The organism is Cupriavidus sp. F041, assembly GCF_057814235.1.
Genome location: NZ_JBVASY010000001.1, coordinates 2253748 through 2278542 on the forward strand (window position 1 = coordinate 2253748; position 24795 = coordinate 2278542).

A 24795-nucleotide genomic window follows, 5' to 3' on the forward strand; every position below is an offset into this window, starting at 1 on the left:
TGGATTCGATCGGGCAAAGCATGGGCGGCCGACCACCCATGCAGCGGGGCCGACAGCTTAACCCGGCGCGGGCCGCTTCAGAAGCGATGGCGCTCGGAGGTGCGCCCCACGATCGACGCGCCCGCGATCAGCTCCTTGAGCAGCGCCTGCGATGCCAGGCCGCTGGTACGGTACGGATCGAGTTCGCCATGGGCGGAGTACTTCAGGATGGTGGCCATATTGACCTTGCCGGTATTGACCAGTCCCATCGCCCAGCCCGCGAATTCGCGTTCGAGGATTTCCTCGTAGTGCAGCAGCACGATGTCTTCGTGGCGCGCGTCCCGGACGAGTTGCTGGTACAGGCGCGAGACTTCGTTGCGGCCGCCTTCCAGCGCCTGCATGAAGATACCGTTGCCGTAGCACAGCACCCCGGTGACGCCGTGCTTGGGGTTGTTCGCGATGCTGGTAGCGACGATGGCGTCTACCAGCCCGGGATCGGCCGGCTTGCATGCGCGGCTGGCATAGAGCAGGCGTACGAGCATGATGTCTCCACGGGATAGGCGGGGTTTGCGGGCGGGGGCGCGGCGGCTTAGTCGCGCTGCCGGTTCAGCAAGGTCAGGAACTCGCGGCGCAGGCTGTCGTCCTTGAGGAAGGAGCCGCGCATCACGCTGTTGGTCATCTTGGCATCGGTATCGCGCACGCCGCGCCAGTGCATGCAGAAATGCTCGGCTTCCATGACGATGGCCAGCCCGTCCGGGCTCATCTTTTCCTGCAGGAGATCGGCCACCTGGGTCACGGCTTCCTCCTGGATCTGCGGGCGGCACATGATCCATTCGGCCAGGCGCGCGTACTTCGACAAGCCGATCAGGTTGGAATGCTGGTTGGGCATCACGCCCACCCACAGCTTGCCGATGATCGGGCACAGGTGATGCGAGCAGGCGCTGCGCACGCGCAAGGGGCCCACTATCATCAGTTCGTTGATCCGCTCGGCGTTCGGGAATTCGGTCACGTTGGGCGGGTTGACGTAGCGGCCCGCGAAGATTTCCTTCAGGTACATCTTGGCCACGCGGCGCGCGGTCTCGCGGGTGTTGTGGTCCTGGTCGATATCGATCACCAGGCTGCGCAGCACCGCTTCCATGCGCGACTGCACTTCATCGAGCAATTCGTCCATCTCGCCGGGTTCGACGTAGGCGGAGATATTGTCGTTGGCGTGGAAGCGCTCCTGCGCGGCCTGCAAACGCGATCGTATGCGGGACGACACACTACCCGCCGCCTGGTCCAGGTCCGGGTGGGGTGCTTGGTGGTCGGATTCCATATCGTGCGGTTCGTGGCTGTCGTTGAGGGATCGTTGCAGGATTGGCGAATGGCCCGGCATGGTCCGGCATGGTCCGGCAGGGAGGATTCCTCATGTCCCGGGTTACCCGGGGCCTGCCATTCGCTTTTTCGCTACAACCATATCCTACGCCAGCACCGGCCAACCTGGGTGCATTGCACGCAACAGCGGGATGGAGACGCAGGAGCGGGATACACGAACAATCGCCGCGCATCGATCTTGCGGGAGCCGGGGGTGCAGGCCCCGGCGCGGCGGCAAAGCTACAGCGCGGCCTGCATCACCGTGGCGGATGCCGGGCAGGTTTCGCGGGACAATGCCGTGTCCAGCAGTTCAGGCGGCATGCAGGCGCGTTCCACGCGCTCGAAACCCAGGCGAGCAAAATAACCGGCCGCCGTAGTGGTTTGCAGCACCACCGACTGCACGCCGCGCGTGCGTGCCTCGGCCAGCATCGCCGCCACCAGCAATTCTCCAAGGCCGGCCGAACGGGCGCGTTCGGCGACCGCCACCGAACGCAGCACGGCCACCTGCCCGTAGTTCTCCACGCCGGCACAGCCAAGCAGGCCCGCGTTGTCGCGCACAACCAGGAAATTGCCGATTTGCTCGGCTACGCCGTCAACCGGCAAGTCGCAAGCCTGGAGCAGATCCTGTACTTCCTTACTGTCTTTTTCGTTTGCATAGTGCGGGCGCATGATGCCCTCCTGCCCTTCGGGCTGTTCTTCGTATCTTAAGTTCAGACTGGCTTTACGGTGCCTAGGGATACTTCTTAAGTAGATTCGCGTACTCGACGTACCGCGGCCTCGGTTTCATGCGGAAAGGCGGCACCCGGCCCGTCCGGGTTCAGGGATTACACTGATGCGCTATCGTGATGAATTCGCGATAGCAGTTGAATTTTTTGCCATTGGGCCAGTGGCTGGTGCATTCGATCCGTCACGTACGTTCACGCGCGGAAATCCACTACCATTCCCTGCAGGCAACGACATCTCCGCACGCCGGGCGAGCTCGCATTCACTCCGGCAACCACTCTCCGTTTCAAGAGCGACATGTCATGGCCGATGTACCCGCTCCACCTTCCGCTTCACTGTTGCGCGCACGCAGCGCGGGCACCCTGAAGACCGATGAGCTTGGCAACCGGGCCGGCCGTTCTCCAGACTATGCCGCCGAATGCGTGGCCTTGCGCCGGCTGGCACGGGCGCTGGTGGCGTCCGACCTCGCCCTGCTGCAATCGTTGGCGGATTCGGCGCTGAAGCTTTGCGGCGCGGGCAGCGCGGGCATCAGCCTGCCCGAAGACGGTGGCGACGATAGGGAGAGCTTGCACTGGACCGCCACGGCCGGTCTGTGCGACAAACTGGTCGGGCACGCCGTGCCTTGCGAAGATAGTCCGTCCGGCATTGCGCTGGAACTTGGCGGCCCGCAATTGCTTGCCTATCCGCAGCGCCATTTCACCTGCTTGCCGGCGCTGGAACCGGAGGTGGTAGAGGAACTGGTGGTGCCGATTCCCGGCGATGGCGAACCCTGGGGCACCATCTGGGTCATGTCGCATGAGCACGGGCGCGTGTTTGACGACGAAGATGCGCGCCTGCTCGAAAGCCTGGCCAGTTTTGCCGGCGCGGTGCTCAGCATGTCGCGCAGCAAGGATGCCGCCATCGCGGAAGCAGCGCAGGCCAGGGCAGCGCGCGAAGCGCTGCAATTGTCCGACACGCGCAAGGACGAGTTCCTCGCCATGCTGGGGCATGAACTACGCAATCCGATTGCCGCTATCGACAGCGCGATCAAAGTGGCGCGGCGGCTCGCACAGGTGCAGCAGGCCGCCTCCGGCATGCTCGATATTGCCGAGCGCCAGATGCGCCAGCTCAAACGGCTTACCGACGATCTGCTCGATGCGTCCCGTATCAAGCAAGGCAAGGTGCCGATTGTGCGCACCTACGGCAATGTGCAGGATATCGTGGGCGATGCCTTGTCGTCGGTGGCATCGGATATCGAATGGCACGGCAATGTGCTGACCACGGACCTTCCCGCGGCACCGGTGACGGTCTATGCCGATACGGCGCGGCTCACGCAGGTGGTCACCAACCTGCTGTCCAATGCGATCAAGTACACGCCGCGCGGCGGCACCATTGCCTTGTCGGTCCAGGCCGAAGCGTCGCCCCCCGGCGACGCACCGGTGGCCGTTGCCGGCCCGGATCTTTTCGATACGCTGGTGATCACGGTCAAGGATGCCGGCATCGGCATCGATCCGGCCTTCCTGCCAAACGCGCTGGACATGTTCAGCCAGTACGCAGCAGATGCCCAAGGTGGCGGACTCGGCGTCGGGCTGGCCATCGTCAGGCGCATGGTCGAACTGCACAATGGCATGGTGACGGTGCACAGCGATGGCAAGGGCCTCGGCACCCTGGTGCAGGCGCGGCTGCCCGTGGTCTGCGCCAGTCCGGTAGAGGCCGGCGCCGCGCAGCCCGGCACCCTTCCGGCGCTGCGTATCCTGCTGGTTGACGACAACACCGAAGCCCTGCGCGCGCTGGGCATGTTGCTCGAACTCGACGGCCACGAAGTCAGGCTGGCGGCCAGCGGCGAGGACGCGCTGGATATCGCCGGCGGCTTTACGCCCGACGTGGCGCTGATCGATATCGGCCTGCCGGGTATCGACGGTTTCCAGCTGGCGCAAAGCCTGCGCGCGCTTCCCGCGTTCGCGGGCACCCGCCTGGTGGCGCTGAGCGGCTACGCCTCCGAAGCCGACAAGGCGCGAGGCGCGGCGGCCGGCTTCGATTTCCACCTGGCCAAGCCGCTGGCGATGGACGCCCTGGCGAGTATCCTGTCACGTACCTGATGAAGGGTCGCCGATGTTCTTCGGCACCCTATTCGTCACAAATCTGTAGTACCCGCCGATTCAGAGGTCTCCCGACGGCAGTGTTGTGCCGGCCGTTCCATACTGGAGAAACGCCAACACCAGTTGCCGTCGATGCTTGCCTTCCTCTTGCTAACCCTCGCGGGCCTTGGGGTCGTCGTTATCGTCATCTACATGGCCACGTGAGCCCGCAACCCCGGCCGTCCCGGCGTGGCCAGGAAAACGCCGGCCGCCGTGGCCCACGGCCATGCCTTGGCGCCGGCCAGTCGGTTTGCTCCCGGCAAGGCAAAAAGCCGCGCAAAACACTTGCGCGGGGGAGTCTCTGATCCGTCAAGGATTCCCCCGTCAGCGCTGGCAGCGGCGCGAGCCGCGCCTACCCCATTGCCCGCGCTGAACTGCTCACGGCGCGCGCGCACTGCAACAGCAGCGGCCCAAGCTTGCGCTCCGCTTCCTCCCGGGTCCAGCGGCTGGTGGGCGCGACAAGGTGTATCGCGCCCAGCGGGCGGCCATTGCCCCCGATCACCGGCGCGGCGATCGTCATATCGCCAAGGAACAGTTCCTCGCAATTTACCGCGTACCCGCGCTGCCGGGTCTCGCCCAACATCGCCACGATTTCGTCGACCTCCGTGCGGGTGTGGACCGTATGCACGTTCCGCGCCGATCGCTCGATCATGCCGCGCGCTTCGTCTTCGGGCAGCGCGCTCAGGTAGGCGCGCCCGGAGCCGGTGCAATACATCGGAATCCGGCTGCCGATGGGCATATGCACCGGCACAAAGTGTGCGCTGACGAATCGCGCGATATAGACCATGTCGAGCAGGTCCGGCTCCGTCAGGCAGGAGGTCTCGGTGGTGACCTTGGTCAGTTCTGAGAGAAACGGATTGGCCACCTCGATCAGAGGGTTGGCGGCCAGGTAGTTGAAGCCGATCTCCATCACGCGTGGCGTCAACTGGTAGCGCCGCGTTTGTGGATGCTTGCGCAGATAACCTAGTTGTTCGAGCGTGAAGACCATGCGCTGGGCCGAACTTTTGTTGATGCCGGCGGCGTCGGCTACGTCGGCGATCGTCATGGTGCGGTGCTGCGCGCTGAACGCGCGCAGCACGGCAAGTCCCTTTTCCAAAGACTGGTTGAACAGCAGGTTAGCGGAGTCATTGGCTTCAGGTTTTGACATACATGTGCTGTAAAAGGCTTATTTATTAATTATAGAATCGCATATCGATTTCGATAATGCAAATACTGGTTAACGACAATTAAATTTCGAGCATGGTTAATTGAAAATTGGCATGCTCATTGCATAAGTCGGTGGGTCGCCCTAACCGGGGCGCCGTTTGTTCCTTCCGCTAGGAGTGTCCGCATGTCTCGATTCACCATGTCCCGTCGCGCCGCACTAATCCTGTGCGCAGCCAGCACCGTTTCGTTCGCCTGGGCCCAGGGAACGGCACCGACCTCGGCACCAACCTATAACGTCGGTGCGACGGCCACCGGCGTGCCGTTTACCTTCCTGGACGTGAAGAGCAACACCATCCAGGGCATGATGGTCGACACGGTCACTGCCGTCGGCAAGGCCGGCGGCTTCAACGTCAACGTGCAGCAGACGGTCTTCTCCGCGCTGATTCCGTCGCTGACTTCCAGCAAGATCGACATCATCTCGGCCGCCATGCTCAGGACGCCCGCGCGACAGCAGGTGGTGGACTTCAGCGATCCGGTCTACTCATACGGGGAGGGCCTGATCGTCAAGGGCGACGACGCCAAGACCTATGCCTCGCTCGACGAACTCAAGGGCGAGATCGTGGGCGCGCAGGTGGGCACGGTCTTTCTCGACATGCTCAACAAGAAGGGCATCTTCAAGGAAGTGCGCAGCTACGACTCGGTGGCGGACATGACGCGCGACCTGACCCTGGGCCGCATCAAGGCGGGCCTGGGCGATCAGCCCATCATTGCCTACCAGTTACGCCAGAACGCCTTCCCCGGCGTCAAGCTGGCCGCCAGCTACAAGCCGGTCAACGTCGGCGACGTTTGCCTGGTGGTGCGCAAGGGCGACACCGAGACGCTGGCCCGCGTCAACAAGGCCATCGCCAAGATCAAGGCCGATGGCACGCTCGCCGCCATCGTCCAGAAATGGGGCATGTGAGTTGTGATGGAAGCCGCTAATTTCTTCCAGCATGCGCGGGAGTTCCTGCCGATCCTGCTGCAGGGCGCGGTGGTCACCATAGAGGTGACCGTGCTCGCCTTCCTGCTCAGCAGCATGCTAGGGCTGGCTCTGGCGCTGATGAAACTGTCGCCGGTACGCTCGCTGTCGTGGGGCGCGTCCGGCGTGATCAACGTGATCCGTGGCCTGCCGATCATTGTGCAACTGTTCTACATCTACTTTGTGCTGCCGGATGCCGGGATTCACCTGACGGCCTTCCAGGCCGGCGTGATCGGCCTGGGCATCGCTTACTCGGCCTATCAGGCGGAGAACTTTCGCGCCGGCATCGAGGCTGTCGATCCAGGCCAGCGCGAAGCCGCGCAGGCCATGGGCATGCGCCCGGCGCTGGTCATGCGCCGGGTGATCCTGCCGCAGGCCTTCCGTATCTCGCTGCCGCCCTATGGCAACACGCTGGTGATGATGCTCAAGGACTCGTCGCTGGTGTCCACCATCACCGTGGCGGAGATGACGCGTGCCGGCCAGCTGATCGCCTCGTCGACCTTCCAGAACATGACTGTGTACACGCTGGTGGCACTGCTCTACCTGCTGATGAGCCTGCCGCTCGTCTTCGGGCTGCGCCGACTGGAGCAACGCCTGGGCGCGGGCAGGAGAAAGCCATGATCCGTATCGACAACCTGCAGAAGTACTTCGACGAACACCACGTGCTGCGCGGCGTGAGCCTGCACGTCGACGCGGGCGAGGTAGTTTGCCTGATCGGCCCGTCCGGTTCCGGCAAGTCCACGGTCTTGCGCTGTATCAACGGACTGGAATCCTACGAAGGCGGAGAGATCCACGCCTTTGGCGAACGGGTCGACCGTGGCGGCAAGGACATCCACCGACTGCGTAGCCGCATGGGCATGGTGTTCCAGCGCTTTAATCTCTTCCCGCATCGCAGCGTGCTGGAAAACGTGATGGAAGGGCCGGTGTACGTGAAGGGCGAAAGCCGCGACAAGGCGCGCGCCCAGGCGATGGAACTGCTTGAGAAAGTCGGCCTGGCCGCCAAGGCCCAGGCCTATCCGCCGCAGCTCTCCGGCGGGCAGCAGCAGCGCGTGGCCATTGCCCGCGCGCTGGCGATGCGGCCCGAGGCCATGCTGTTCGACGAACCCACCTCGGCGCTCGACCCGGAACTGGTTGGCGACGTGCTGGAAGTCATGCGCGATCTGGCGCGCGAGGGCATGACGATGATCGTGGTGACGCATGAGATGGGATTCGCCCGCGAAGTGGCCGATCGTGTGTGCTTCCTGCACAGCGGCACCATTGTCGAGGAAGGCGCGGCCGCGCAGGTGCTGGGCGCGCCCCGACAAGCGCGCACGCAGGACTTCCTGCGGCGCGTGTTGCACAAGCCGGTCGATGCGGGGGACCTGGCGCTATGAGCTCCAGCCAGTTCGCGGCAAACCGTCCGGCTCCGGTGATGCCTTTGCCCCCCTCCTTGTGGGCTGCCACGGCACCGCCCGCGCCGCCCACACCGGCGTTGTACGAATCGCTGACGACCGATGTGCTCGTCATCGGCGGCGGCTTCACCGGCCTGTCCACCGCGTTGCATCTTGCCGAGACCGGTGCGAGGGTGTGCGTACTGGAGGCCAGCGAGCCGGGATGGGGCGCGTCCGGGCGCAACGGCGGGCAAGTCAATCCCACGCTCAAGCACGATCCCGACGAGCTGGTGCGCCTGTTCGGGGCCGCGCGCGCCGAGCCATTGATCGACACGGTATCGCGTTCTGCCGACCTGGTGTTCGACCTGATTGCTCGCCACGGCATCGATTGCCAGCCGCTGCGCAGCGGCTGGCTGCAACTCTCGTATTCGCCGGCTGCGGTGCCTGCCATGCACGCCCGGGCGGAGCAATGGGCGCGCCGCGGGGCACCGGTGGAACTACTGGACCATGCCGCGGTAGCGCGGCGCGTCGGTACGCAGGCCTTCGCCGGCGGCTGGCTGGATGGCCGCGCCGGCGCCATCCAGCCGCTGGCTTACACGCGGGGACTGGTCAGGGCTGCGCAGCGGGCCGGCGCCGCCGTGCACGGCGGTACGGCGGTGACGGCGCTGGAGCGCCACGGCTCGCACTGGGTGGCAGCGACAGACACCGGCGCCCGCGTGACCGCCGGACAGGTCGTGATCGCCACCAACGGCTACACCGGCCCGCTGTGGCCCGGTCTCGCGCAAACGGTGCTGTCGGCCAACAGCTTTATCGTGGCCACGCAACCGCTGCGGGGTTCCGATGCGCAAGGCATCCTGACGCAAGGCGAGACCGCATCCACGTCGCAGCGCCTGCTGCTGTACTTCCGCAAGGATGCGCATGGGCGCCTGCTGATGGGCGGCCGTGGCTTCTTTGCCGATCCGCGCGGGCCACAGGACTTCGCCCACCTGGAGCGCTCGCTTGAATTGCTGTTCCCGCAACTTGGTCCGCTCACATACGAGTATCGCTGGGCGGGCCGCATCGCGATCACGCGCGACTTCATGCCGCATGTGCATGAACCCGCGCCGGGCATCGTCATGGCCCTGGGCTGCAATGGGCGGGGCATCGCGCTTTGCACCAGCCTGGGCAAGCATATCGCGGCACGGCTGGCTGGCAAGGGCGAGGACTTTCCCTATCCGGTCACGCCAGTGACAAGAATCCCGCTACATGGCCTCCAGCGTTTCTACATTGCCGCGGGCGTGGCCTGGTACAGCCTGCTGGACAAGCTGGGCTGACATTCAAGGCAACAGGCCTGCCGGGAGGGCGCGTGGCCGATGGCGCTCAGAGAAGCAACGCCGCCAGCGCCAGCCCTAGCGCCAGCGGCATCACCACCGCGCCGATGCGCAGGAACTGCAGCGCGCCGACCATCTGGCCCTCGCGCCGCAGCGCCGTCAGCCATAGCAGGGTCGCCAGCGAGCCGGTGACAGACAGATTGGGGCCAAGGTCGATGCCAATCAGCACCGCGTCAGTGACATGCGTGGTGGCATGGCTGCCCGCCAGCGCCGACGAGGCGAACAGCCCGGCCGGCAGGTTGTTGACCACGTTGGACACCAGGGCCACCGCGCCGCCAGTCACCCATATGTTGGCCGCCGGAGACTGCTGCGACAGCGCCTGCACCAGCTGGGCGAGTTTCCCGATCAGACCGGTGTGCTCCAGGCCGGCCACCAGTACGAACAGGCCAGCCACCAGCGGCAGCACGCCCCAGGAAATCTCGCGCAGCGCCGGCAGGCACAGGCCGGGGCAGCGCGCGCAAACCAGCAGCAGCGTCGCCACGCCGGCCAGGCAGGTTGGCCAGCCCAGGTCGGCGCCCAGCAACGATGCCACCAGCAGCACAAGGCCCATCGCCACGATGCCGACGGCGGTCAGTTTGGCCTCGATCGTCAGGGGCGGCACCGGCACGTCGGTCGCGATGCGTTCCTTCAGTGCGTGGCGCTGGGTCCAGTAAAGCGCGGCAAAGGTCGCGGCGATGGCGACGGCCGACGGCAAGGAAAAGCGCGCCAGCCAGCCCGGCAGCGTGGGCATGTGCGCCCCGAAGATGACGAGGTTGGCGGGATTCGAGATCGGCAGCACGAAGCTCGCTGCGTTGGCAATGAAGGCACAACTGTAGAGATAGGGCAGGGGATGCCTGACCCTGGCGGCGCGGGTGGCGGCGAGGACAGCGGGCGTCAGCACCACCGCGGTGGCATCGTTGGACATGAACACGGTGACCAGGGTGCCGAAACCATAGACCAGCACGAACAGCCGCCGCGCCGATCCCCCGGCCTGGCGCACCGCCACCGCCGCTACGTGGTCGAACAGCCCGGTCTTGCGCGCCAGTTCGGACGCCAGCATCATGCCGCCGAGAAACAGGTACACATCGTAGCCGCGTGCCACGGCGGCCAGCGCATCCGGTACCGCAAGCAGGCCCGTCACGCACAGCAGCAGTGCGCCCGCGACGGCCCAGAAGGCCTCGGGCAGCCGGAAAGGCCGCATGATGACCCCAAGGGTGGTGGCCGCCGCCACCGCCCAGATCAGTGGGCCGCTGTAGGGGGAGATGTTCATCGGGCGCGCGCAGGCGGCAGGTGATTGTTGATGTTGTGGGCTGCATTCGTGCGCGGGGGCAGCGCCCCGCGCTCGTCAGGTGCTGGGCTGCGACGGACTGGGCGTGGTCCCTGGCGGGACGGGGGACGTGGATGCCCTGACAGGTTCCGCTGGTCCGGCGGCCGCGGGAGGGGCGGCCATCCCGACGGGCTCGGCCGCGGGATCGGGCTGTGCCGGCGGCGGGAAACCAAGCGCTGCGATGCCGTGGCTGCCGTCCGCATACTCCGGATAAATCCAGTCGTCGCCACTGCGCACCAGGTTTTTCGGCGCCACGAATTCCGCCTCGGGCTGGCCGGCCAGCCGGCCTTCCATGTAGTTCGCCCAGATCGGCAGGGCCGTGGTGGCGCCGAATTCGTGCCGGCCCAGGCTGCGGTTGTCGTCGAAACCCATCCACGCCACAGTGACGATGCCCGAGGCATAGCCGGCGAACCAGCCGTCGACCGAATCGTTGGTGGTACCGGTCTTTCCGGCCACATCCGCACGCCGCAGGTAGCGCTGCAGCCCGGCGCCGGTGCCGCTGGTCACCACACTGTGCAGCAGGCTGTTCATCACATAGGCGTTGCGCTCGGGGATGACGCGGCGCGGCTGGGGCTCGCTGTCCGCGGTGAACAGCACATTGCCCGCGCCGTCGCTGATGCGCTCGATCAGGTAAGGCTCGGTGCGGTAGCCCTCGTTGGCGAAGACGCCATAGGCGGCGGCGAGCCGCAGCGGCGTCGTGGTGCCGGTGCCCAGCGCCATCGGCAGGTAGCGCGGCAGGCGTTGCTCGGAGAAACCGAATTTGCCGGCGTAGTCCACCGCATAGGGAATACCGATGGCCTGCAGGGTGCGGATGGCCGGCAGGTTGCGCGACTCGGCCAGCGCCTGGCGCACGCTGACGGCACCCAGGAAGCGGCCATCGTCGTTGCCCGGCTGCCACCGCGACGAGCCGTCCAGCGGCGCGTCGTTGATCATCGTGGTGGCCGATACGCCGCGCTCCAGCGCGGCGGAGTAGATGAAGGGCTTGAAGGTCGAGCCCGGCTGGCGCAGCGCCTGCGTGGCATGGTTGAAGCGGCTGGTGGCAAAGTCCGCACCGCCGATCAGTGCCTCGATGGCGCCCGACCTGCTGTCCAGCGAAACCAGCGCGGCCTGCTGTCCGCGGGCGTTGCCGTGGCGCTTGCCGTACTGGTCGAGCCCTGCGTGCACGGCCTCGTAGGCCAGGCTTTGCCTGACCGACGACACCGTGGTGTAGACATTCAGGCCACGGGTATAGGCAGCTTCGCCGAAACGGTCGTAGGCAAGCTGCCGGGCCAGTTCCGCCACGTACTCGGCGTGGCCGCCGAAGTGGCCGCCATTGGATCCCGCCACCTGCAGCCGTTCGGACCGCGCCGCCTGGTACTGATCGTGCGAGATCATGCCCAGCGCATGCATCCGCCCCAGCACATATTGCTGGCGCAGCCTGGCGCGGGGAAAGTTGACTACCGGGTTCATGGTCGACGGCGCCTTGGGCAAGCCGGCCAGCATCGCGGTTTCCGCCAGCGAGAGCGCTTCCAGCGGCTTGCCGAAATAGGTCTGGGCCGCGCTGCCGAAACCATACGCATGTTCGCCCAGGTAGACCTGGTTCATGTACAGTTCGAGGATGCGGTCTTTCGGCAGGGAGCGGTCGATCTTCCATGCCAGCAGGATTTCATACCACTTGCGCGCCAGCGTCTTCTCGCGCGACAGGTAGAAATTGCGCGCCACCTGCATGGTGATGGTGGAGGCGCCCTGGGCGTAGCCCTCGCCGATATTGGCGAGCGCGGCGCGGAAGATCCCGGGGATATCGACGCCGGCGTGCTGGTAGAACTGATCGTCTTCCGCCGCCAGCAAGGCATTGGACATCTGCCTGGGCATGCGATCCAGCGGCACGAATTCGCGGTGCTCGTTACCGAACTCGCCGATCAGGACGTTGTCGCTGGTAAAGATCCGCAGCGGTACGTCGGGGCGGTAATCCCGCAGCGCATCCACGTCGGGGAGTTGGCGCAGGCTCACCACGGCGGCGAACCCAACTAGCAAGGTGGAAGCTGCAGCCAGCGCTAGAGCGGCGCTTGCTGCCTTTACAACGACTCTTTTCATGCGCGCATTCTACCTTGGGGCAAAAACCGGGTAGCCGGCCACGCCATCCGGGGCTTCCGCCACTGTCAGGCCGTCCCCGTTGTCTTGTGAGTCTTCCGGTGCTGCCGGCCGGGTGCCGGGTTTGCCGACCTGCTGCGCGAATTGCGCCAGCGCGCGCCAAGTATCGGCGCGCTCGATGATGGTGGAGTGGTCGGTGCCCGGCATCGTCTGCCGCGCCACCTGGCCGGGCCATGCCGCGATCAGGCGCTCCGAGCATTCGTGCGGTACCACCTCGTCGGTCTCGGCAAGCAGCACCTTGGTGCTCTGCACCACCTTCTTGCAGTGGGAAATCGAATCGAAGTGATGGCGCATCAACTGCCGCAGCGGTACCAGCGGGAAGCGCTTGCGCACGATCTCCAGCAGCGAGTCATAGGGCGTGATCAGCTGCAGGCTCTCGAAATCCTGCAGGTCCGCCAGCTGGATAGCCACGCCCGTGCCGAGGCTGCGGCCGACCACGTGCACGCGCGTGCCCGGGAACATGCGGCGCAGGTGCAGCAAGAACTGGCTGGCGTCCGCCACGGCGGCGGCTTCTGAGGGCTGGCCGTCCGAATGGCCCAGGCCGCGGTAGTCCATGGTGGCAAAGCCCACGCGCTGCGGCAGCCATTGGAGGTACTGCATGGTGTCCAGCACGTCCTCGCCGCGGCCGGGCAGGTAGAACAGCAGGTCGCGCGCCGTGTTCGTGCCCTGCACGGTTTCCCCGGTTTGCGTGTCCAGCACGCCTTGCGTGCCATAGACGTAGCCGCGCAGCAAGCCGCCCGGCACCTCGTGCGAATACGCGGTAATGCCATCGGGCAGTTCCCGCGGGGGGCGGCGGCGCGCGTCGAACAGCAGCCGGTCCTGGTTCAGCGCCAGGTAAGTCCAGTAGCAGGTAAAGCCGCCTGCGGTCAGCAGTACGGCGGCGAGCGCCTTGCGTGTATGGGATGGCATGCTGGATTCGGAGGGTTTGTTCTGCCTGACTTTTCTGCTTCGCTTGACAGCGCAATGCGGGGCGTTTCGTGGTGAATCCCTGGTGATTTTCCGGGGCCACGGCATTCGACCCGGCTTGGCCCAGCAAGTTCTTGTACGATACGCTTCACATCAACGGCGGCCGGTGCGGCCGCGCACGGAGCCAAAGGCATGACCGACCAGAACAACCAGAACAACCAGAACGACGAACAAATGCGCGCCGAGGAAGCGCAGGCGATGGACCGCGTAGTCAACGCAACGCGGCAGGTGCAGGTGGCATTTGCCGCGCTGCAGGGGCAGTTCGCGCCACAAGGCAGCGGCAAGCCGTCAAAGATGGCGCTGCAGACATTCGATGCCGCCTTGCAGGCGCTGGAAGATGCGCAAGCGGCATTCGACGAGGTCCTCAACGACCTGCTCGACGGCAAGCGCTGAGCCCGTCCGGCGCTCAGGGCGCCGGATATGCCGCCACCTCGATCAGGTTCCCGTCCGGATCGCGGCAATACACCGAGGTCATCGGGCCGAGCGCGCCGGTGCGCTGCGCCGGCCCGGCCTCGATCGGCACGCGATGTGCCAGCCAGTGCGCGATCACGCTCTCCAGCGTGTTGCGGGTGATGAAGCAAAGGTCGTCGCTGCCGGCGGTGGGATGCGTGCCGGTGAACCAGGCCACGGTATCGGTGCCGATGGGGCGCAGGTTGATCTTCTGCTGGCCGAAGCGCACCGAGACCCGTTTGCCGGTGCGGGATTCGAAGTCCTCGCGCTGCATGCCGAGCACGCTCTCGTACCACGCCGCGCTGGTCTCGACGTCCTTCACATTGAGGACGATATGGTCGAAGCGGTCTATCACAATACTCATCTTGCGCCTTTCGCGGGAGTGAAACGAGTCAGACGGGAACGGGACGGGGCGCGATCGCGCGTGCCGGAAAACAGGTACTTTACACCCGACTTCTTCCTCGCTTGCGCCCGTGACGCCGGAGGCTTGTGATAAGGTTTCGCGGCAAGGTCGCCACGCCGCCCGCCAGGCCGGCGCAGAGACGGCCTGACCCGGCCTGGCCGGGATCCAGAACAGGAGACCTGCCGCCATGAGCAGCACGCCAGCCAGCCACGCCGCGGCGTCGGACGACGATCCGGAGCGCCGCGCCCTGATTGCCCGCGCCCACGCGCGCTCCTCCGGCTTCGGCCTGGAAGCCGTGCATGCGGCGGACTACCACCCGCTAGGGGGGCGCGCGCTGCACGAACTGGTCGACGCCAACCAACTCCTCTACAAGCATGCGCTGCCGGTCATGGAAACCTTGCACGCGCAGATCGCCAACACCGAGAGCATGGTGCTGCTGACCGATAGCGGCGGCGTGATCCTGCACAGCCTGGGCGATGGCGATTTCGCCGACAGGGCCCGGCGCGTGGCGCTGGCGCCGGGCGTGTCGTGGGCGGAGTCGAGCAAGGGCACCAACGCGATCGGCACGGCGCTGGCCGAGGCCCGTCCCACGGTGATCCATGCCGATGAGCATTTCCTGCGCGCCAACCGCACGCTGACCTGTTCCTGCGCGCCGATCGCCGGGCCGTTTGGCCAGGTCCTGGGCGCGCTGGACGTCAGCGGCGATCGTCGCGGCTTCCACAAGCACACCATGGCGCTGGTGCGGATGTCGGCGCAGATGATCGAGAATCACCTCTTCGCCACCCATTTCACCGACGCTGCGCTGGTGCGCTTCCATGCGCGGCCCGAGTTCATCGGCACGCTGTTCGAAGGCATGGCGGCATTCGCTGCCGACGGCACTTTCCTTGCGGCCAACCGCAGCGGCCTGTTCCAGTTGGGCTTGCCGCCCGATTCGAGGGAGCGCCACAGTTTCGCCGCCTTGTTCGGCATGCCGCTGGGTGTCGCGCTCAAGCAGGGCGAAGAGGCCTCCGGGCAATTGCTGACGCTGACTTTGCCGAGCCGCGTGCTCGTCTTCGCGCGGATGGCATTGCTGGCGCCGCCCCGGCGCGTATCGCACACAGCGCCCGCTGCGCCCGCAGCACGCACATCCGCCGCCGGGCCGGCCTCGGCGCTGGCTGCCCTCGATACCGGCGACGCCCGCATGGCGGCCGTGCTGCAGCGGGTCGACAAGGTACGCGGGCGCGATATCCCGATCCTGGTGCTGGGGCGCACCGGCACCGGCAAGGAATGGCTGGCGCGCGCCATCCATCGCGACTCGCCGCGCGGCGCGGCGCCGTTCGTGGCAGTCAACTGCGCATCCATCCCGGAATCCCTGATCGAGGCGGAACTGTTCGGCTACGAGGACGGCGCGTTCACCGGCGCCCGGCGGCGAGGCAGTCCGGGCAAGCTGGTGCAGGCGCATGGCGGCACCTTGTTCCTCGACGAGATCGGCGACATGCCGCTGGCACAGCAGGTAAGGCTGATGCGCGTGCTGCAGGAGCGCGCGGTGACGCCGCTGGGGGGCGCCCGCTCGATACCGGTGGATCTGCGCATCATCTGCGCCACCCACCGCGACCTGCGCGCCATGATCGCGGTCGGTACGTTCCGCGAGGATCTGTACTACCGGATCAATGCGCTGGCGGTCACTCTGCCCGCGCTGCGCGACCGCACCGACCTGCCGGTCCTGGTTGAACGCATCCTGACGCAACAGCTCGCGCAGGCGGACCATGCCGCGCATGCTGGTGCGCATCCAAGCCAGATCGCGGCGGACGTGCTGGCACGTTTCCAGCGGCATCCGTGGCCGGGCAACCTGCGCCAGATGGTCAACGTGCTGCGCACCGCGGCCATCATGGCCGAAGGCGAGGACGAGATCCGGGTGGAGCATTTGCCGGAGGACTTCGCGGACGACCTGGTGCCGGAGGCGTATGGCGATGCGCAGCGAGCGATGGACGGCGATGCCAATTCAACCAGCGTCGAACCGGCAACGCCAACCGACGCACCCGAGCGCCTGCGCGATCGCGAAGCCGCCATGATCCGCCAGGCGCTGGCACGCCACGGCGGCAACATCAGCCTGGCCGCGCGCGAGCTAGGATTGTCGCGGAGCACGATATACAGACGGCTGAAGCGTGGCAGTTGAAGCGTGGCCCGCCAGCGGCCCCCACGCGATGCGAAGCGAGCCGTCAAGGTGTACCAGGCCGTATGGGGCGCCTCGGGATCCGGCGAAAAGAGCGGAAAAGAGGGACCCATGTTTGAGTATCGCCTTAAGGCGATGCGAGTTTGGGTCCCGGCCGCTCTTTTCGTCGGATCCCGAGGGAGGTGTCGCCCCATCCGGCGCGCCTTCTTTGCCTACTTTCTTGGCAAGACAAGAAAGTAGGTCGCCCCCCGCAGGGGGGTGAAACCGCCTTTGACTTTAAGCCTTTGAATTTGAATTTGAATCTGAAGGAGAAGGAGAAGGAGAAACCAACCTCTCCACCTCCTCATCGCTAAACAACTCCGACCGCGTCAAAAACCGCATCCCCGTCGGCCCCTCCAGCGAAAACATCCCCCCCGACCCAGCCACCACATCAATCACCAGCCGCGTATGCTGCCAGTACTCGAACTGCGCCCGCGTCATATAAAACCGCGCGCCGCCAATCTCGCCGAGGCAAACGTCGGCATCGCCGATAATCAGTTCGCCATCCGGATAGCACATCGGCGCGCTGCCATCGCAGCAACCCCCTGACTGGTGAAACATCAACGCGCCATGCTGAGCGCGCAAGCGCTCGATCAGCGCAAGCGCGGCAGGGGTGGCAACGACGCGTTGCACCGCATCGGGTGAATTGGCATCAGCGTTGGACATCGGGCGGGCTCCTTGCCTATAGACCGTTCAGGCGATCGTTCAGGCGATCGTTCAGACCGCAAACCTCAGGCAGCAAAGTCCATCACCACCCGGCCTTCGATATCGCCGGCGCGCATGCGCGTGAAGATCTCGTTGATCTTCTCCAGCGGCGCGGTGGACACGGTAGCCTTGACCGCCCCATGAGCGGCGAAATCGAGCGATTCCTGCAGGTCGCTGCGGGTGCCGACGATGGAGCCGCGGATGGTAATGCCCTTGAGCACCACATCGAAAATCGGCGTAGGGAAGTCTCCCGGCGGCAAGCCGTTCAGCGCAACCGTGCCGCCGCGCCGCACCATGCCGATGGCCTGGCCGAACGCCTTGGGCGAAACCGCCGTCACCAGCGCGCCGTGCGCGCCGCCGATTTCCTTTTGCAGGAACGCCACGGGATCGGTCGTGCGCGCATTGACCGTGACCTCGGCCCCCAGCTTGCGGGCGAGCTCGAGTTTCTTGTCGTCGATATCCACCGCCGCCACGCGCAGGCCCATGGCGCGCGCATATTGCACCGCCACATGGCCGAGCCCGCCGATGCCGGAGATCACCACCCATTGCCCGGGTCGCGTATCGGTAACTTTCAAGCCCTTGTAGACGGTGACGCCCGCGCACAGGATGGGCGCGATCTCGACAAAGCCCACGCTGTCGGGCAGCAGCCCTACGTAGTTGGGATCGGCGACCACGTATTCGCCATAGCCGCCGTTGACCGAGTAACCGGTATTTTCCTGCTTTTCGCACAGGGTTTCCCAGCCCTGCAGGCAGTGCTCGCAATAGCCGCAGGCGCTGTACAGCCAAGGCACGCCGACACGGTCGCCTTCCTTCACGCGGGTCACGCCGGCGCCTACCGCCGATACAAAGCCCACGCCTTCGTGGCCGGGGATAAAGGGCAGGGTGGGCTTGACCGGCCAGTCGCCTTCGGCGGCGTGCAGGTCGGTGTGGCATACGCCGGAGGCTTCAATCTTGACCTGGATCTGGCCGCGTCCAGGTTGCGGAACCGGCACTTCATCGATTGTGAGCGGGGCGCCGAATTCGTGCACCACGGCGGCTTTCATCATCGCTGTCATCTCGACTCCTGATGCTGTTGGCAAGGACGCCCGCGCTGCGCGGCGGGAGGCCGGCAGCGCGGGCACCTTGCCGATCATGGCATGGGCGGATGCGCCCATTTTTGCGCTATATCAAAAAAAGCCGAGCGCGTTCGGGCTGTAGCTCACCAGCAGGTTCTTGGTCTGCTGGTAGTGGTCCAGCATCATGCGATGGTTCTCGCGCCCGATGCCGGATTGCTTGTAGCCGCCGAACGCCGCGTGTGCCGGATAAGCGTGATAGCAGTTGGTCCACACGCGGCCGGCCTGGATGCCGCGGCCCATGCGGAAGGCGCGCGCGCCGTCGCGTGTCCATACGCCGGCGCCCAGCCCGTAGAGCGTGTCGTTGGCGATTTCCAGCGCTTCCTCCTCATCCTTGAAGGTGGTGACAGAAACCACCGGGCCAAAGATTTCTTCCTGGAAGATGCGCATCTTGTTATGGCCGGCGAATACCGTGGGCTTGACGTAGTAGCCGCTGGACAGGTCGCCGCCCAGCGCGTTGCGCTCGCCGCCGATAAGGCACTGCGCGCCTTCCTGCTTGCCCAGGTCGATGTAGGAGAGGATCTTTTCCAGTTGTTCCTGCGAGGCCTGCGCGCCGATCATGGTGGTCTTGTCGAGCGGGTGGCCCTGCTTGATTGCCGCCACGCGCTTGAGCGCGCGTTCCATGAAGCGCTCGTAGATCGACTCCTGGATCAGCGCGCGCGACGGGCAGGTGCAGACTTCGCCCTGGTTCAGCGCGAACATGGCGAAGCCTTCCAGCGCCTTGTCGAAGTAGGCATCGTCGGCGGCCAGTACATCCTCGAAGAAGATGTTCGGCGACTTGCCGCCCAGTTCCAGCGTGACCGGGATCAGGTTCTGCGAGGCGTACTGCATGATCAGCCGGCCGGTGGTGGTCTCGCCGGTAAAGGCAATCTTGCTGATGCGCGTGCTGGATGCCAGCGGCTTGCCGGCTTCCAGGCCGAAGCCGTTGATCACATTGAGCACGCCCGGCGGCAGCAGGTCGCCGATGATTTCCATCAGCACCAGGATCGAGGCCGGGGTTTGTTCCGCGGGCTTGAGCACCACGCAGTTGCCGGCGGCCAGCGCGGGCGCCAGTTTCCAGGTGGCCATCAGGAGCGGGAAATTCCACGGGATGATCTGGCCGACCACGCCGAGGGGCTCATGGAAGTGATAGGCCACGGTGTCGTGGTCGATCTCGGAGATGCCGCCTTCCTGCGCACGGATGCAGCCGGCGAAGTAGCGGAAGTGGTCTACCGCCAGCGGCAGGTCGGCCGCCGTGGTTTCACGGATGGGCTTGCCGTTGTCGATGGTCTCGGCCACCGCCAGCGTGACCAGGTTGGCCTCGATGCGGTCGGCGATCAGGTTCAGGACGCGGGCGCGCTCCGTGACGGAGGTACGGCCCCAGGCGCTTTTGGCGCGATGCGCGGCGTCGAGCGCGGCATCCACGTCCTTCTGGTTGGAGCGCGGCACGCGCGTGAAGGTCTTGCCGGTGACCGGCGAGATGGCTTCGAAGTACTGGCCATCGGCCGGGGCCACCCAGGCGCCGCCGATATAGTTCTCGTACTGTTCCTTGTAGGGATACGCAACGCCCAGCTGGGCGATTTCCGCCATGTTCATGTCTCGCTCCGATTCGTGATTTCGCTCTGTACTGCGTGTCGTGCCGCTTTGTTTGCGCACGGATATCCTTCCGCAAGAGCTGTGCCCGACGGACATTCCGGAGCGGGAACGCCAGAAACCGGGCAAAGACGGCGCTTGGCCGGGCGATGCCGGCTGTAGCCGATGTGTCACGGCGCGAGGCGGTGTTCCAATCTGGAACACCAGGTGTGGCGATGCGGCGCAGTCAGCTGCCGCTGGTGTGGATCAGGAACTCGCGCAGGGCGTCCGCCGCCTTCTCCAGCTTGCACCCGGGCTGCCACAGCAGCCCGACTTCCATGTCCGGCACGCCGTCGGCAATCGGCCTTGCCTCGATCTGCCTGCCCTCCAGCGACCACGGGCGGTACACCATGTCGGACAGCACGGTCACGCCGAAGCCGTGCGCCACCAGGCCGCGCAGCGCTTCCATCGAACTGGTGCGAAACGCGATCGACGGCGCGAGCCGCTTGCTGCGCCAGTAGCGCAGCGTGGAGCGCTCGCCTTCGTCCACCGTGAGCAGGATGTAGGGGTGCGCCGCGATATCCTTCAGCGTCAGCCGGGGCAGTGCCAGCAAAGGGTGCGACGGCGAAGCCCAGAGCTGCCGCCGCGAGCGGATCAGCGTGTGGTGGGCAAACCGCGGCAGCTTCTCGATATTGGACAGCAGGCCGATGCCCAGCTCGATCTCCCCGGACAGCACGGCCTGCTCGATGCCCGGGCGGTCCATGTCGTGCAGGTCGAAATCCACATCCGGATAGTTGGTGCGGAAGCGCGCCAGCAGTCCCGGCAGCAGGTAGCCCAGCACGGTATAGGACGCCGCCAGCCGGACTTTGCCCTGCAGGTTGTGCGCCTGGAAGCGCGGCTCGCGCAGGGTGTCCTGCACGGCGTCGAGGATCTGGCGAGCGCGCTGGTGTAGCCGGTGGCCCTCCGCCGTCAGTGCCACGCCGTGCGGCAAGCGATCGAAGAGGCGCACGCCGAGCTGCTGCTCCAGCATCAGCACGGCATTGGTAATGGCCGATTGCGACACATGCTCGGCCGTGGCCGCCATCGAGAACTGCCCGGTTTCCGCCGCCGCGGCGAAGTAGCGGAACTGCCGCAAGGTGATTTCCTTGGCAATGCGCTGCCCGCCATCTTCCTTGCCGTGCCGTTCTTTCGCCATGTGCGCTCCTGCTATGCGTTTTTCAGATACCAGCTCTCTGAATTCGTGATTTTACGATATCGGCGCACCTTCCTACACTCAGCTCCAGCCCCATAAGAGCGTACGGAGACAGCATCGATGAATGCCCCCCTATCCCAAGCCCAGCAAGATGCCCTGGCGTCGGTTACCCTCGACGACAAATACACCCTGGAAAAAGGCCGCGTCTATCTCAGCGGCACCCAGGCGCTGGTGCGCCTGCCCATGCTGCAAAAGGCGCGCGACCGCGCTGCCGGGCTGAATACCGCCGGCTTTATCTCGGGCTATCGCGGCTCGCCGCTGGGCGGGGTGGACCAGGCGCTGTGGAAGGCCAAGAAGCACCTGGCCGCCAGTGACGTGGTGTTCCAGCCCGGCGTGAACGAGGACCTGGCGGCCACCGCCGTGTGGGGCACCCAGCAGGTCAACCTGTTCCCCGACGCCACCCGCGACGGCGTGTTCTCGATGTGGTACGGCAAGGGCCCGGGGGTGGACCGCTCCATCGACGTGCTCAAGCACGCCAATTCCGCCGGCTCGTCGAAGCATGGCGGCGTGCTGGTGCTGGCGGGCGACGACCACGCCGCCAAGTCATCCTCGGTGGCGCACCAGTCCGAACACGTGCTGCTGGCTTCCGGCATCCCGGTGCTGTATCCGTCCAATGTGCAGGAATACCTCGACTATGGCCTGCATGGCTGGGCCATGAGCCGCTACTCCGGCCTGTGGGTGTCGATGAAATGCGTGACCGACGTGGTGGAATCCACCGCCTCGGTCGAGGTCGATCCCGACCGCGTGAAGATCGTGCTGCCGGAGGACTTCGCCATGCCGGAGGGCGGCCTCAATATCCGCTGGCCCGACCCGCCGCTGGCGCAGGAAGCCCGCCTGCTCGACCACAAGTGGTATGCGGCGCTGGCCTATATCCGCGCCAACAAGCTCAACCGCGTGGTGCTGGATTCGCCCAACGCGCGCTTCGGCATCATGACCGCCGGCAAGGCCTACCTCGACGTGCGCCAGGCGCTGTCGGACCTCGGCCTGGACGACGACACCTGCCGTCGCATCGGCATCCGCGTGTTCAAGGTGGGCTGCGTGTGGCCGCTGGACGCGCACGACGCGCGCGACTTCGCCACCGGCCTGGAAGAGATCCTGGTGGTGGAAGAAAAGCGCCAGATCCTCGAATACGCGCTCAAGGAAGAACTCTACAACTGGCGCGACGACGTGCGCCCCAAGGTCTATGGCAAGTTCGACGAGCGCGGCAACCACGGCGGCGAATGGTCGCTGCCGCGCGGCAACTGGTTGCTGCCGGCGCACTATGAACTATCGCCGGCGCTGATCGCCAAGGCCATCGCCACCCGGCTGGAGAAGAGCGACCTGCCGTCCGACGTGCGCGAACGCATCGCCGCGCGCGTGGCGCTGATCGAGGCCAAGGAGCGCGAAGCCGCGCGCCCGCGCATCTCGGTGGAGCGCAAGCCCTGGTTCTGTTCGGGCTGCCCGCACAACACGTCCACCCGCGTGCCCGAAGGCTCGCGTGCGCTCGCCGGCATCGGCTGCCACTATATGGCGATGTGGATGGACCGCAATACCGACACCTTCAGCCAGATGGGCGGCGAAGGCGTGGCGTGGACCGGCCAGATGCATTTCACCGGCGAGAAGCATGTGTTCGTCAACCTTGGCGACGGCACCTACTTCCACTCGGGCCTGCTGGCGATCCGCGCGGCCATCGCATCTAAGGCCTGCATCACCTACAAGATCCTCTTCAACGACGCCGTGGCGATGACCGGCGGCCAGCCCGTGGACGGCGTGCTGACCGTGCCGCAGATTGCGCACCAGGTGCTGGCCGAAGGCGCCAGCAAGATCGTGGTGGTGACGGACGAGCCGGAGAAATACGGCGACGGCAGCATGTTGCCCGGCGGCGTCACGGTGCATCACCGCGACCAGCTCGACGACATCCAGGTCCAGCTGCGCGACACCGCCGGCGTCACCATCCTGATCTACGACCAGACCTGCGCCACCGAGAAGCGCCGCCGCCGCAAGCGCGGCACCATGGCCGATCCCGCCAAGCGTGCTTTTATCAACGACGCGGTCTGCGAAGGCTGCGGCGACTGCTCGGTCAAGTCCAACTGCCTGTCGGTGGAGCCGCTGGAAACGCCGCTGGGCACCAAGCGCAAGATCAACCAGTCCTCCTGCAACAAGGACTTCTCCTGCGTCAACGGCTTCTGCCCGAGTTATGTCACGGCTGAAGGCGCTCAGGTGCGCAAGCCGGCCGCGGCGGGCGGCAAGGGCGCGGGCGCCGATTTCAGCGCGCTGCCGCAGCCGGCGCTGCCCACGCTGGAACGGCCCTACGGCGTGCTGGTAACGGGTGTCGGCGGCACTGGCGTGGTCACCATCGGTGGCCTGCTCGGCATGGCTGCCCACCTGGAGCAAAAGGGCGTGACCGTGCTCGACATGGCCGGCCTGGCGCAGAAGGGTGGCGCGGTGATCAGCCATGTGCAGATCGCGCCAACTCCAGCCGCGCTGCATGCTACCCGCATCGCCACCGGCGAGGCGCGGCTGGTGATCGGCTGTGACGCCATCGTCTCGGCCTCGCCCGAAGTCCTGTCCAAGACCCGGGTCGACGTAACGGCGGCCGCGATCAACAGCGCCAACACGCCCACCGCCGATTTCATCAAGAACCCGAACTGGAAATTCCCTGGCGCCTCGGCCGAGCAAGACCTGCGCGCCAGCGTCGGCGAGGCGTGTGCCTTTATCGACGCCAATGCCTGGGCCGTGAAGTTGCTGGCCGATTCGATCTACTCCAATCCGCTGCTGCTCGGCTTTGCCTGGCAGAAAGGCTGGGTGCCGCTGCAGCGCGAGAGCCTGGTGCGGGCCATCGAGCTGAACGGCGTGTCGGTCGAGAAGAACCTGCTGGCCTTCGACTGGGGGCGCTATCTGGCGCACCATGGCGAAGCGGCGCTGAGCGCGCAATTGCAGATGGCACCGCGCGCGCAGGTGGTGGCCATGCCGGAAACGCTCGATAGCGTCATCCGCCAGCGTGAAGCCCTGCTCACGGCCTACCAGAACGCGGCATACGCCGCCCGGTACCGCGCCGTGGTCGACGCCGTGCGCGCCGCCGAGAAGCGCGTGGGTGCCAATGCCCGCCTGCCGCTCAGCGAAGCCGTGGCGCGCAACCTGGCCAAGCTGATGGCTTACAAGGATGAGTACGAGGTCGCCCGACTGTACGCCGACCCCGCCTTCCTGGACAAACTGCGCGCGCAGTTCGAAGGCGAGCCTGGCCGCGACTACCGGCTCAGCTTCCACCTGGCCCCCCCGCTGCTGGCAAAGCGGGACTCGCATGGCCACCTGGTCAAGCGCCGCTTTGGCCCGGCCATGCTGACCGCCTTCCGTTTGCTGGCACGCGCCAAGGGCTTGCGTGGCACCGCTTTCGACGTGTTCGGCAAGACCGCCGAGCGGCGCGCGGAGCGCAAGCTGGTCGAGGATTACATCGCCATGGTGGAAGAGATGGGCACCACATTGAGCGCCGATCGCCTGGACACGGCGGTGGCGCTGGCCAGTCTGCCCGACGACATCCGTGGCTTCGGGCATGTCAAGGAAGCCAATATGGAAAAAGTGGCGGCACGCCGGGCGGAGCTGCTGGCCCGGTATCGGGGGGAGGCGGTGCGCGCGGCGGCCTGAGCGGCCCCGGGTGCGGATGATGGGCTGGCGCG

At 66.0% G+C, this 24795-nt stretch carries 20 protein-coding genes; 8 read left to right on the forward strand and 12 right to left on the reverse strand.

The features are described 5' to 3' along the window. Window positions 1-77: 77 nt before the first annotated feature. The 3 genes from ACZY0R_RS10325 to arsN2 all read right to left on the reverse strand — a co-directional run bounded on the left by ACZY0R_RS10325 (window position 78) and on the right by arsN2 (window position 2001). Window positions 78-521, reverse strand: coding sequence for a BLUF domain-containing protein (locus ACZY0R_RS10325; RefSeq protein WP_035870851.1), 444 nt, complete (start codon window positions 519-521; stop codon window positions 78-80). A gap of 47 nt (window positions 522-568) precedes the next feature. Continuing rightward, a complete protein-coding gene (gene folE / locus ACZY0R_RS10330) occupies window positions 569-1294 on the reverse strand; it encodes a GTP cyclohydrolase I (RefSeq protein ID WP_477102262.1) in 726 nt (241 codons plus the stop codon). 278 nt (window positions 1295-1572) lie between these two features. Then, window positions 1573-2001 (reverse strand): arsenic resistance N-acetyltransferase ArsN2, encoded by a 429-nt coding sequence (arsN2, locus tag ACZY0R_RS10335; protein WP_045235845.1) that lies wholly within the window; start codon window positions 1999-2001, stop codon window positions 1573-1575. A gap of 356 nt (window positions 2002-2357) precedes the next feature. Between arsN2 and ACZY0R_RS10340 the strand changes: the two genes are divergently transcribed. After that, the gene (locus tag ACZY0R_RS10340; RefSeq protein ID WP_488858260.1) at window positions 2358-4133 is read left to right on the forward strand and encodes a hybrid sensor histidine kinase/response regulator; all 1776 of its coding nucleotides are present in this window, start codon (window positions 2358-2360) and stop codon (window positions 4131-4133) included. Window positions 4134-4524: 391 nt separating this feature from the next. Here ACZY0R_RS10340 and ACZY0R_RS10345 read toward each other — a convergent pair whose 3' ends face one another. Then, window positions 4525-5319 carry an IclR family transcriptional regulator gene (locus ACZY0R_RS10345; RefSeq protein WP_488858261.1) on the reverse strand — a complete coding sequence of 265 codons (795 nt, stop codon included), beginning with the start codon at window positions 5317-5319 and terminating at the stop codon, window positions 4525-4527. A gap of 183 nt (window positions 5320-5502) precedes the next feature. Here ACZY0R_RS10345 and ACZY0R_RS10350 point away from each other — a divergent pair, with 183 nt between their 5' ends. Genes ACZY0R_RS10350 through ACZY0R_RS10365 form a run of 4 tightly spaced genes read left to right on the forward strand, consistent with a single transcriptional unit; the run spans window position 5503 to window position 9019 of the window. Continuing rightward, window positions 5503-6279: an ABC transporter substrate-binding protein gene (locus ACZY0R_RS10350; RefSeq protein WP_045235848.1), complete on the forward strand. Its 777-nt coding sequence runs from the start codon at window positions 5503-5505 to the stop codon at window positions 6277-6279. Between the two features lie 6 nt (window positions 6280-6285). Further along, window positions 6286-6957 (forward strand): ectoine/hydroxyectoine ABC transporter permease subunit EhuD, encoded by a 672-nt coding sequence (gene ehuD / locus ACZY0R_RS10355; protein ID WP_488858262.1) that lies wholly within the window; start codon window positions 6286-6288, stop codon window positions 6955-6957. Beyond that, entirely contained in the window at window positions 6954-7709 is a 756-nt protein-coding gene (locus ACZY0R_RS10360) for an amino acid ABC transporter ATP-binding protein (RefSeq protein ID WP_488858263.1), read from the forward strand. The genes ehuD and ACZY0R_RS10360 overlap by 4 nt, the downstream gene beginning before the upstream one ends. Before the next feature lie 38 nt (window positions 7710-7747). After that, window positions 7748-9019 (forward strand): NAD(P)/FAD-dependent oxidoreductase, encoded by a 1272-nt coding sequence (locus tag ACZY0R_RS10365; RefSeq protein WP_156176936.1) that lies wholly within the window; start codon window positions 7748-7750, stop codon window positions 9017-9019. A 46-nt stretch (window positions 9020-9065) separates the two neighbouring features. Here the strand turns inward: ACZY0R_RS10365 and ACZY0R_RS10370 are convergent, their stop codons facing one another. The 3 genes from ACZY0R_RS10370 to ACZY0R_RS10380 form a co-directional block, all read right to left on the reverse strand. Then, entirely contained in the window at window positions 9066-10325 is a 1260-nt protein-coding gene (locus tag ACZY0R_RS10370) for an arsenic transporter (RefSeq protein WP_488858264.1), read from the reverse strand. A 75-nt stretch (window positions 10326-10400) separates the two neighbouring features. Further along, complete coding sequence (locus ACZY0R_RS10375; protein WP_488858265.1) at window positions 10401-12455, reverse strand: penicillin-binding protein 1A; 2055 nt, start codon at window positions 12453-12455, stop codon at window positions 10401-10403. Between the two features lie 9 nt (window positions 12456-12464). Beyond that, entirely contained in the window at window positions 12465-13421 is a 957-nt protein-coding gene (locus ACZY0R_RS10380) for an alpha/beta hydrolase (protein WP_488858266.1), read from the reverse strand. Between the two features lie 189 nt (window positions 13422-13610). Here ACZY0R_RS10380 and ACZY0R_RS10385 point away from each other — a divergent pair, with 189 nt between their 5' ends. Further along, window positions 13611-13871, forward strand: coding sequence for a hypothetical protein (locus ACZY0R_RS10385; protein ID WP_045235855.1), 261 nt, complete (start codon window positions 13611-13613; stop codon window positions 13869-13871). 13 nt (window positions 13872-13884) lie between these two features. Here the strand turns inward: ACZY0R_RS10385 and ACZY0R_RS10390 are convergent, their stop codons facing one another. Beyond that, window positions 13885-14292 carry a VOC family protein gene (locus ACZY0R_RS10390; RefSeq protein ID WP_045235856.1) on the reverse strand — a complete coding sequence of 136 codons (408 nt, stop codon included), beginning with the start codon at window positions 14290-14292 and terminating at the stop codon, window positions 13885-13887. A gap of 226 nt (window positions 14293-14518) precedes the next feature. On the opposite strand from ACZY0R_RS10390, the gene ACZY0R_RS10395 reads away from it, so the two are divergent. Beyond that, window positions 14519-16486, forward strand: coding sequence for a sigma-54-dependent Fis family transcriptional regulator (locus ACZY0R_RS10395; RefSeq protein WP_488858267.1), 1968 nt, complete (start codon window positions 14519-14521; stop codon window positions 16484-16486). A gap of 273 nt (window positions 16487-16759) precedes the next feature. Here the strand turns inward: ACZY0R_RS10395 and ACZY0R_RS10400 are convergent, their stop codons facing one another. The 4 genes from ACZY0R_RS10400 to ACZY0R_RS10415 all read right to left on the reverse strand — a co-directional run bounded on the left by ACZY0R_RS10400 (window position 16760) and on the right by ACZY0R_RS10415 (window position 21085). Further along, the gene (locus ACZY0R_RS10400; RefSeq protein WP_488858268.1) at window positions 16760-17188 is read right to left on the reverse strand and encodes a DUF779 domain-containing protein; all 429 of its coding nucleotides are present in this window, start codon (window positions 17186-17188) and stop codon (window positions 16760-16762) included. 65 nt (window positions 17189-17253) lie between these two features. Continuing rightward, window positions 17254-18282 (reverse strand): alcohol dehydrogenase AdhP, encoded by a 1029-nt coding sequence (adhP, locus tag ACZY0R_RS10405; protein WP_488858269.1) that lies wholly within the window; start codon window positions 18280-18282, stop codon window positions 17254-17256. A 111-nt stretch (window positions 18283-18393) separates the two neighbouring features. Further along, window positions 18394-19914 carry an aldehyde dehydrogenase gene (gene adh / locus ACZY0R_RS10410; RefSeq protein ID WP_488858270.1) on the reverse strand — a complete coding sequence of 507 codons (1521 nt, stop codon included), beginning with the start codon at window positions 19912-19914 and terminating at the stop codon, window positions 18394-18396. 223 nt (window positions 19915-20137) lie between these two features. Then, window positions 20138-21085, reverse strand: coding sequence for a LysR family transcriptional regulator (locus ACZY0R_RS10415; protein WP_488858272.1), 948 nt, complete (start codon window positions 21083-21085; stop codon window positions 20138-20140). Window positions 21086-21202: 117 nt separating this feature from the next. Here ACZY0R_RS10415 and ACZY0R_RS10420 point away from each other — a divergent pair, with 117 nt between their 5' ends. After that, the gene (locus tag ACZY0R_RS10420) at window positions 21203-24763 is read left to right on the forward strand and encodes an indolepyruvate ferredoxin oxidoreductase family protein (protein ID WP_488858273.1); all 3561 of its coding nucleotides are present in this window, start codon (window positions 21203-21205) and stop codon (window positions 24761-24763) included. The last annotated feature ends 32 nt before the right edge of the window (window positions 24764-24795 follow it).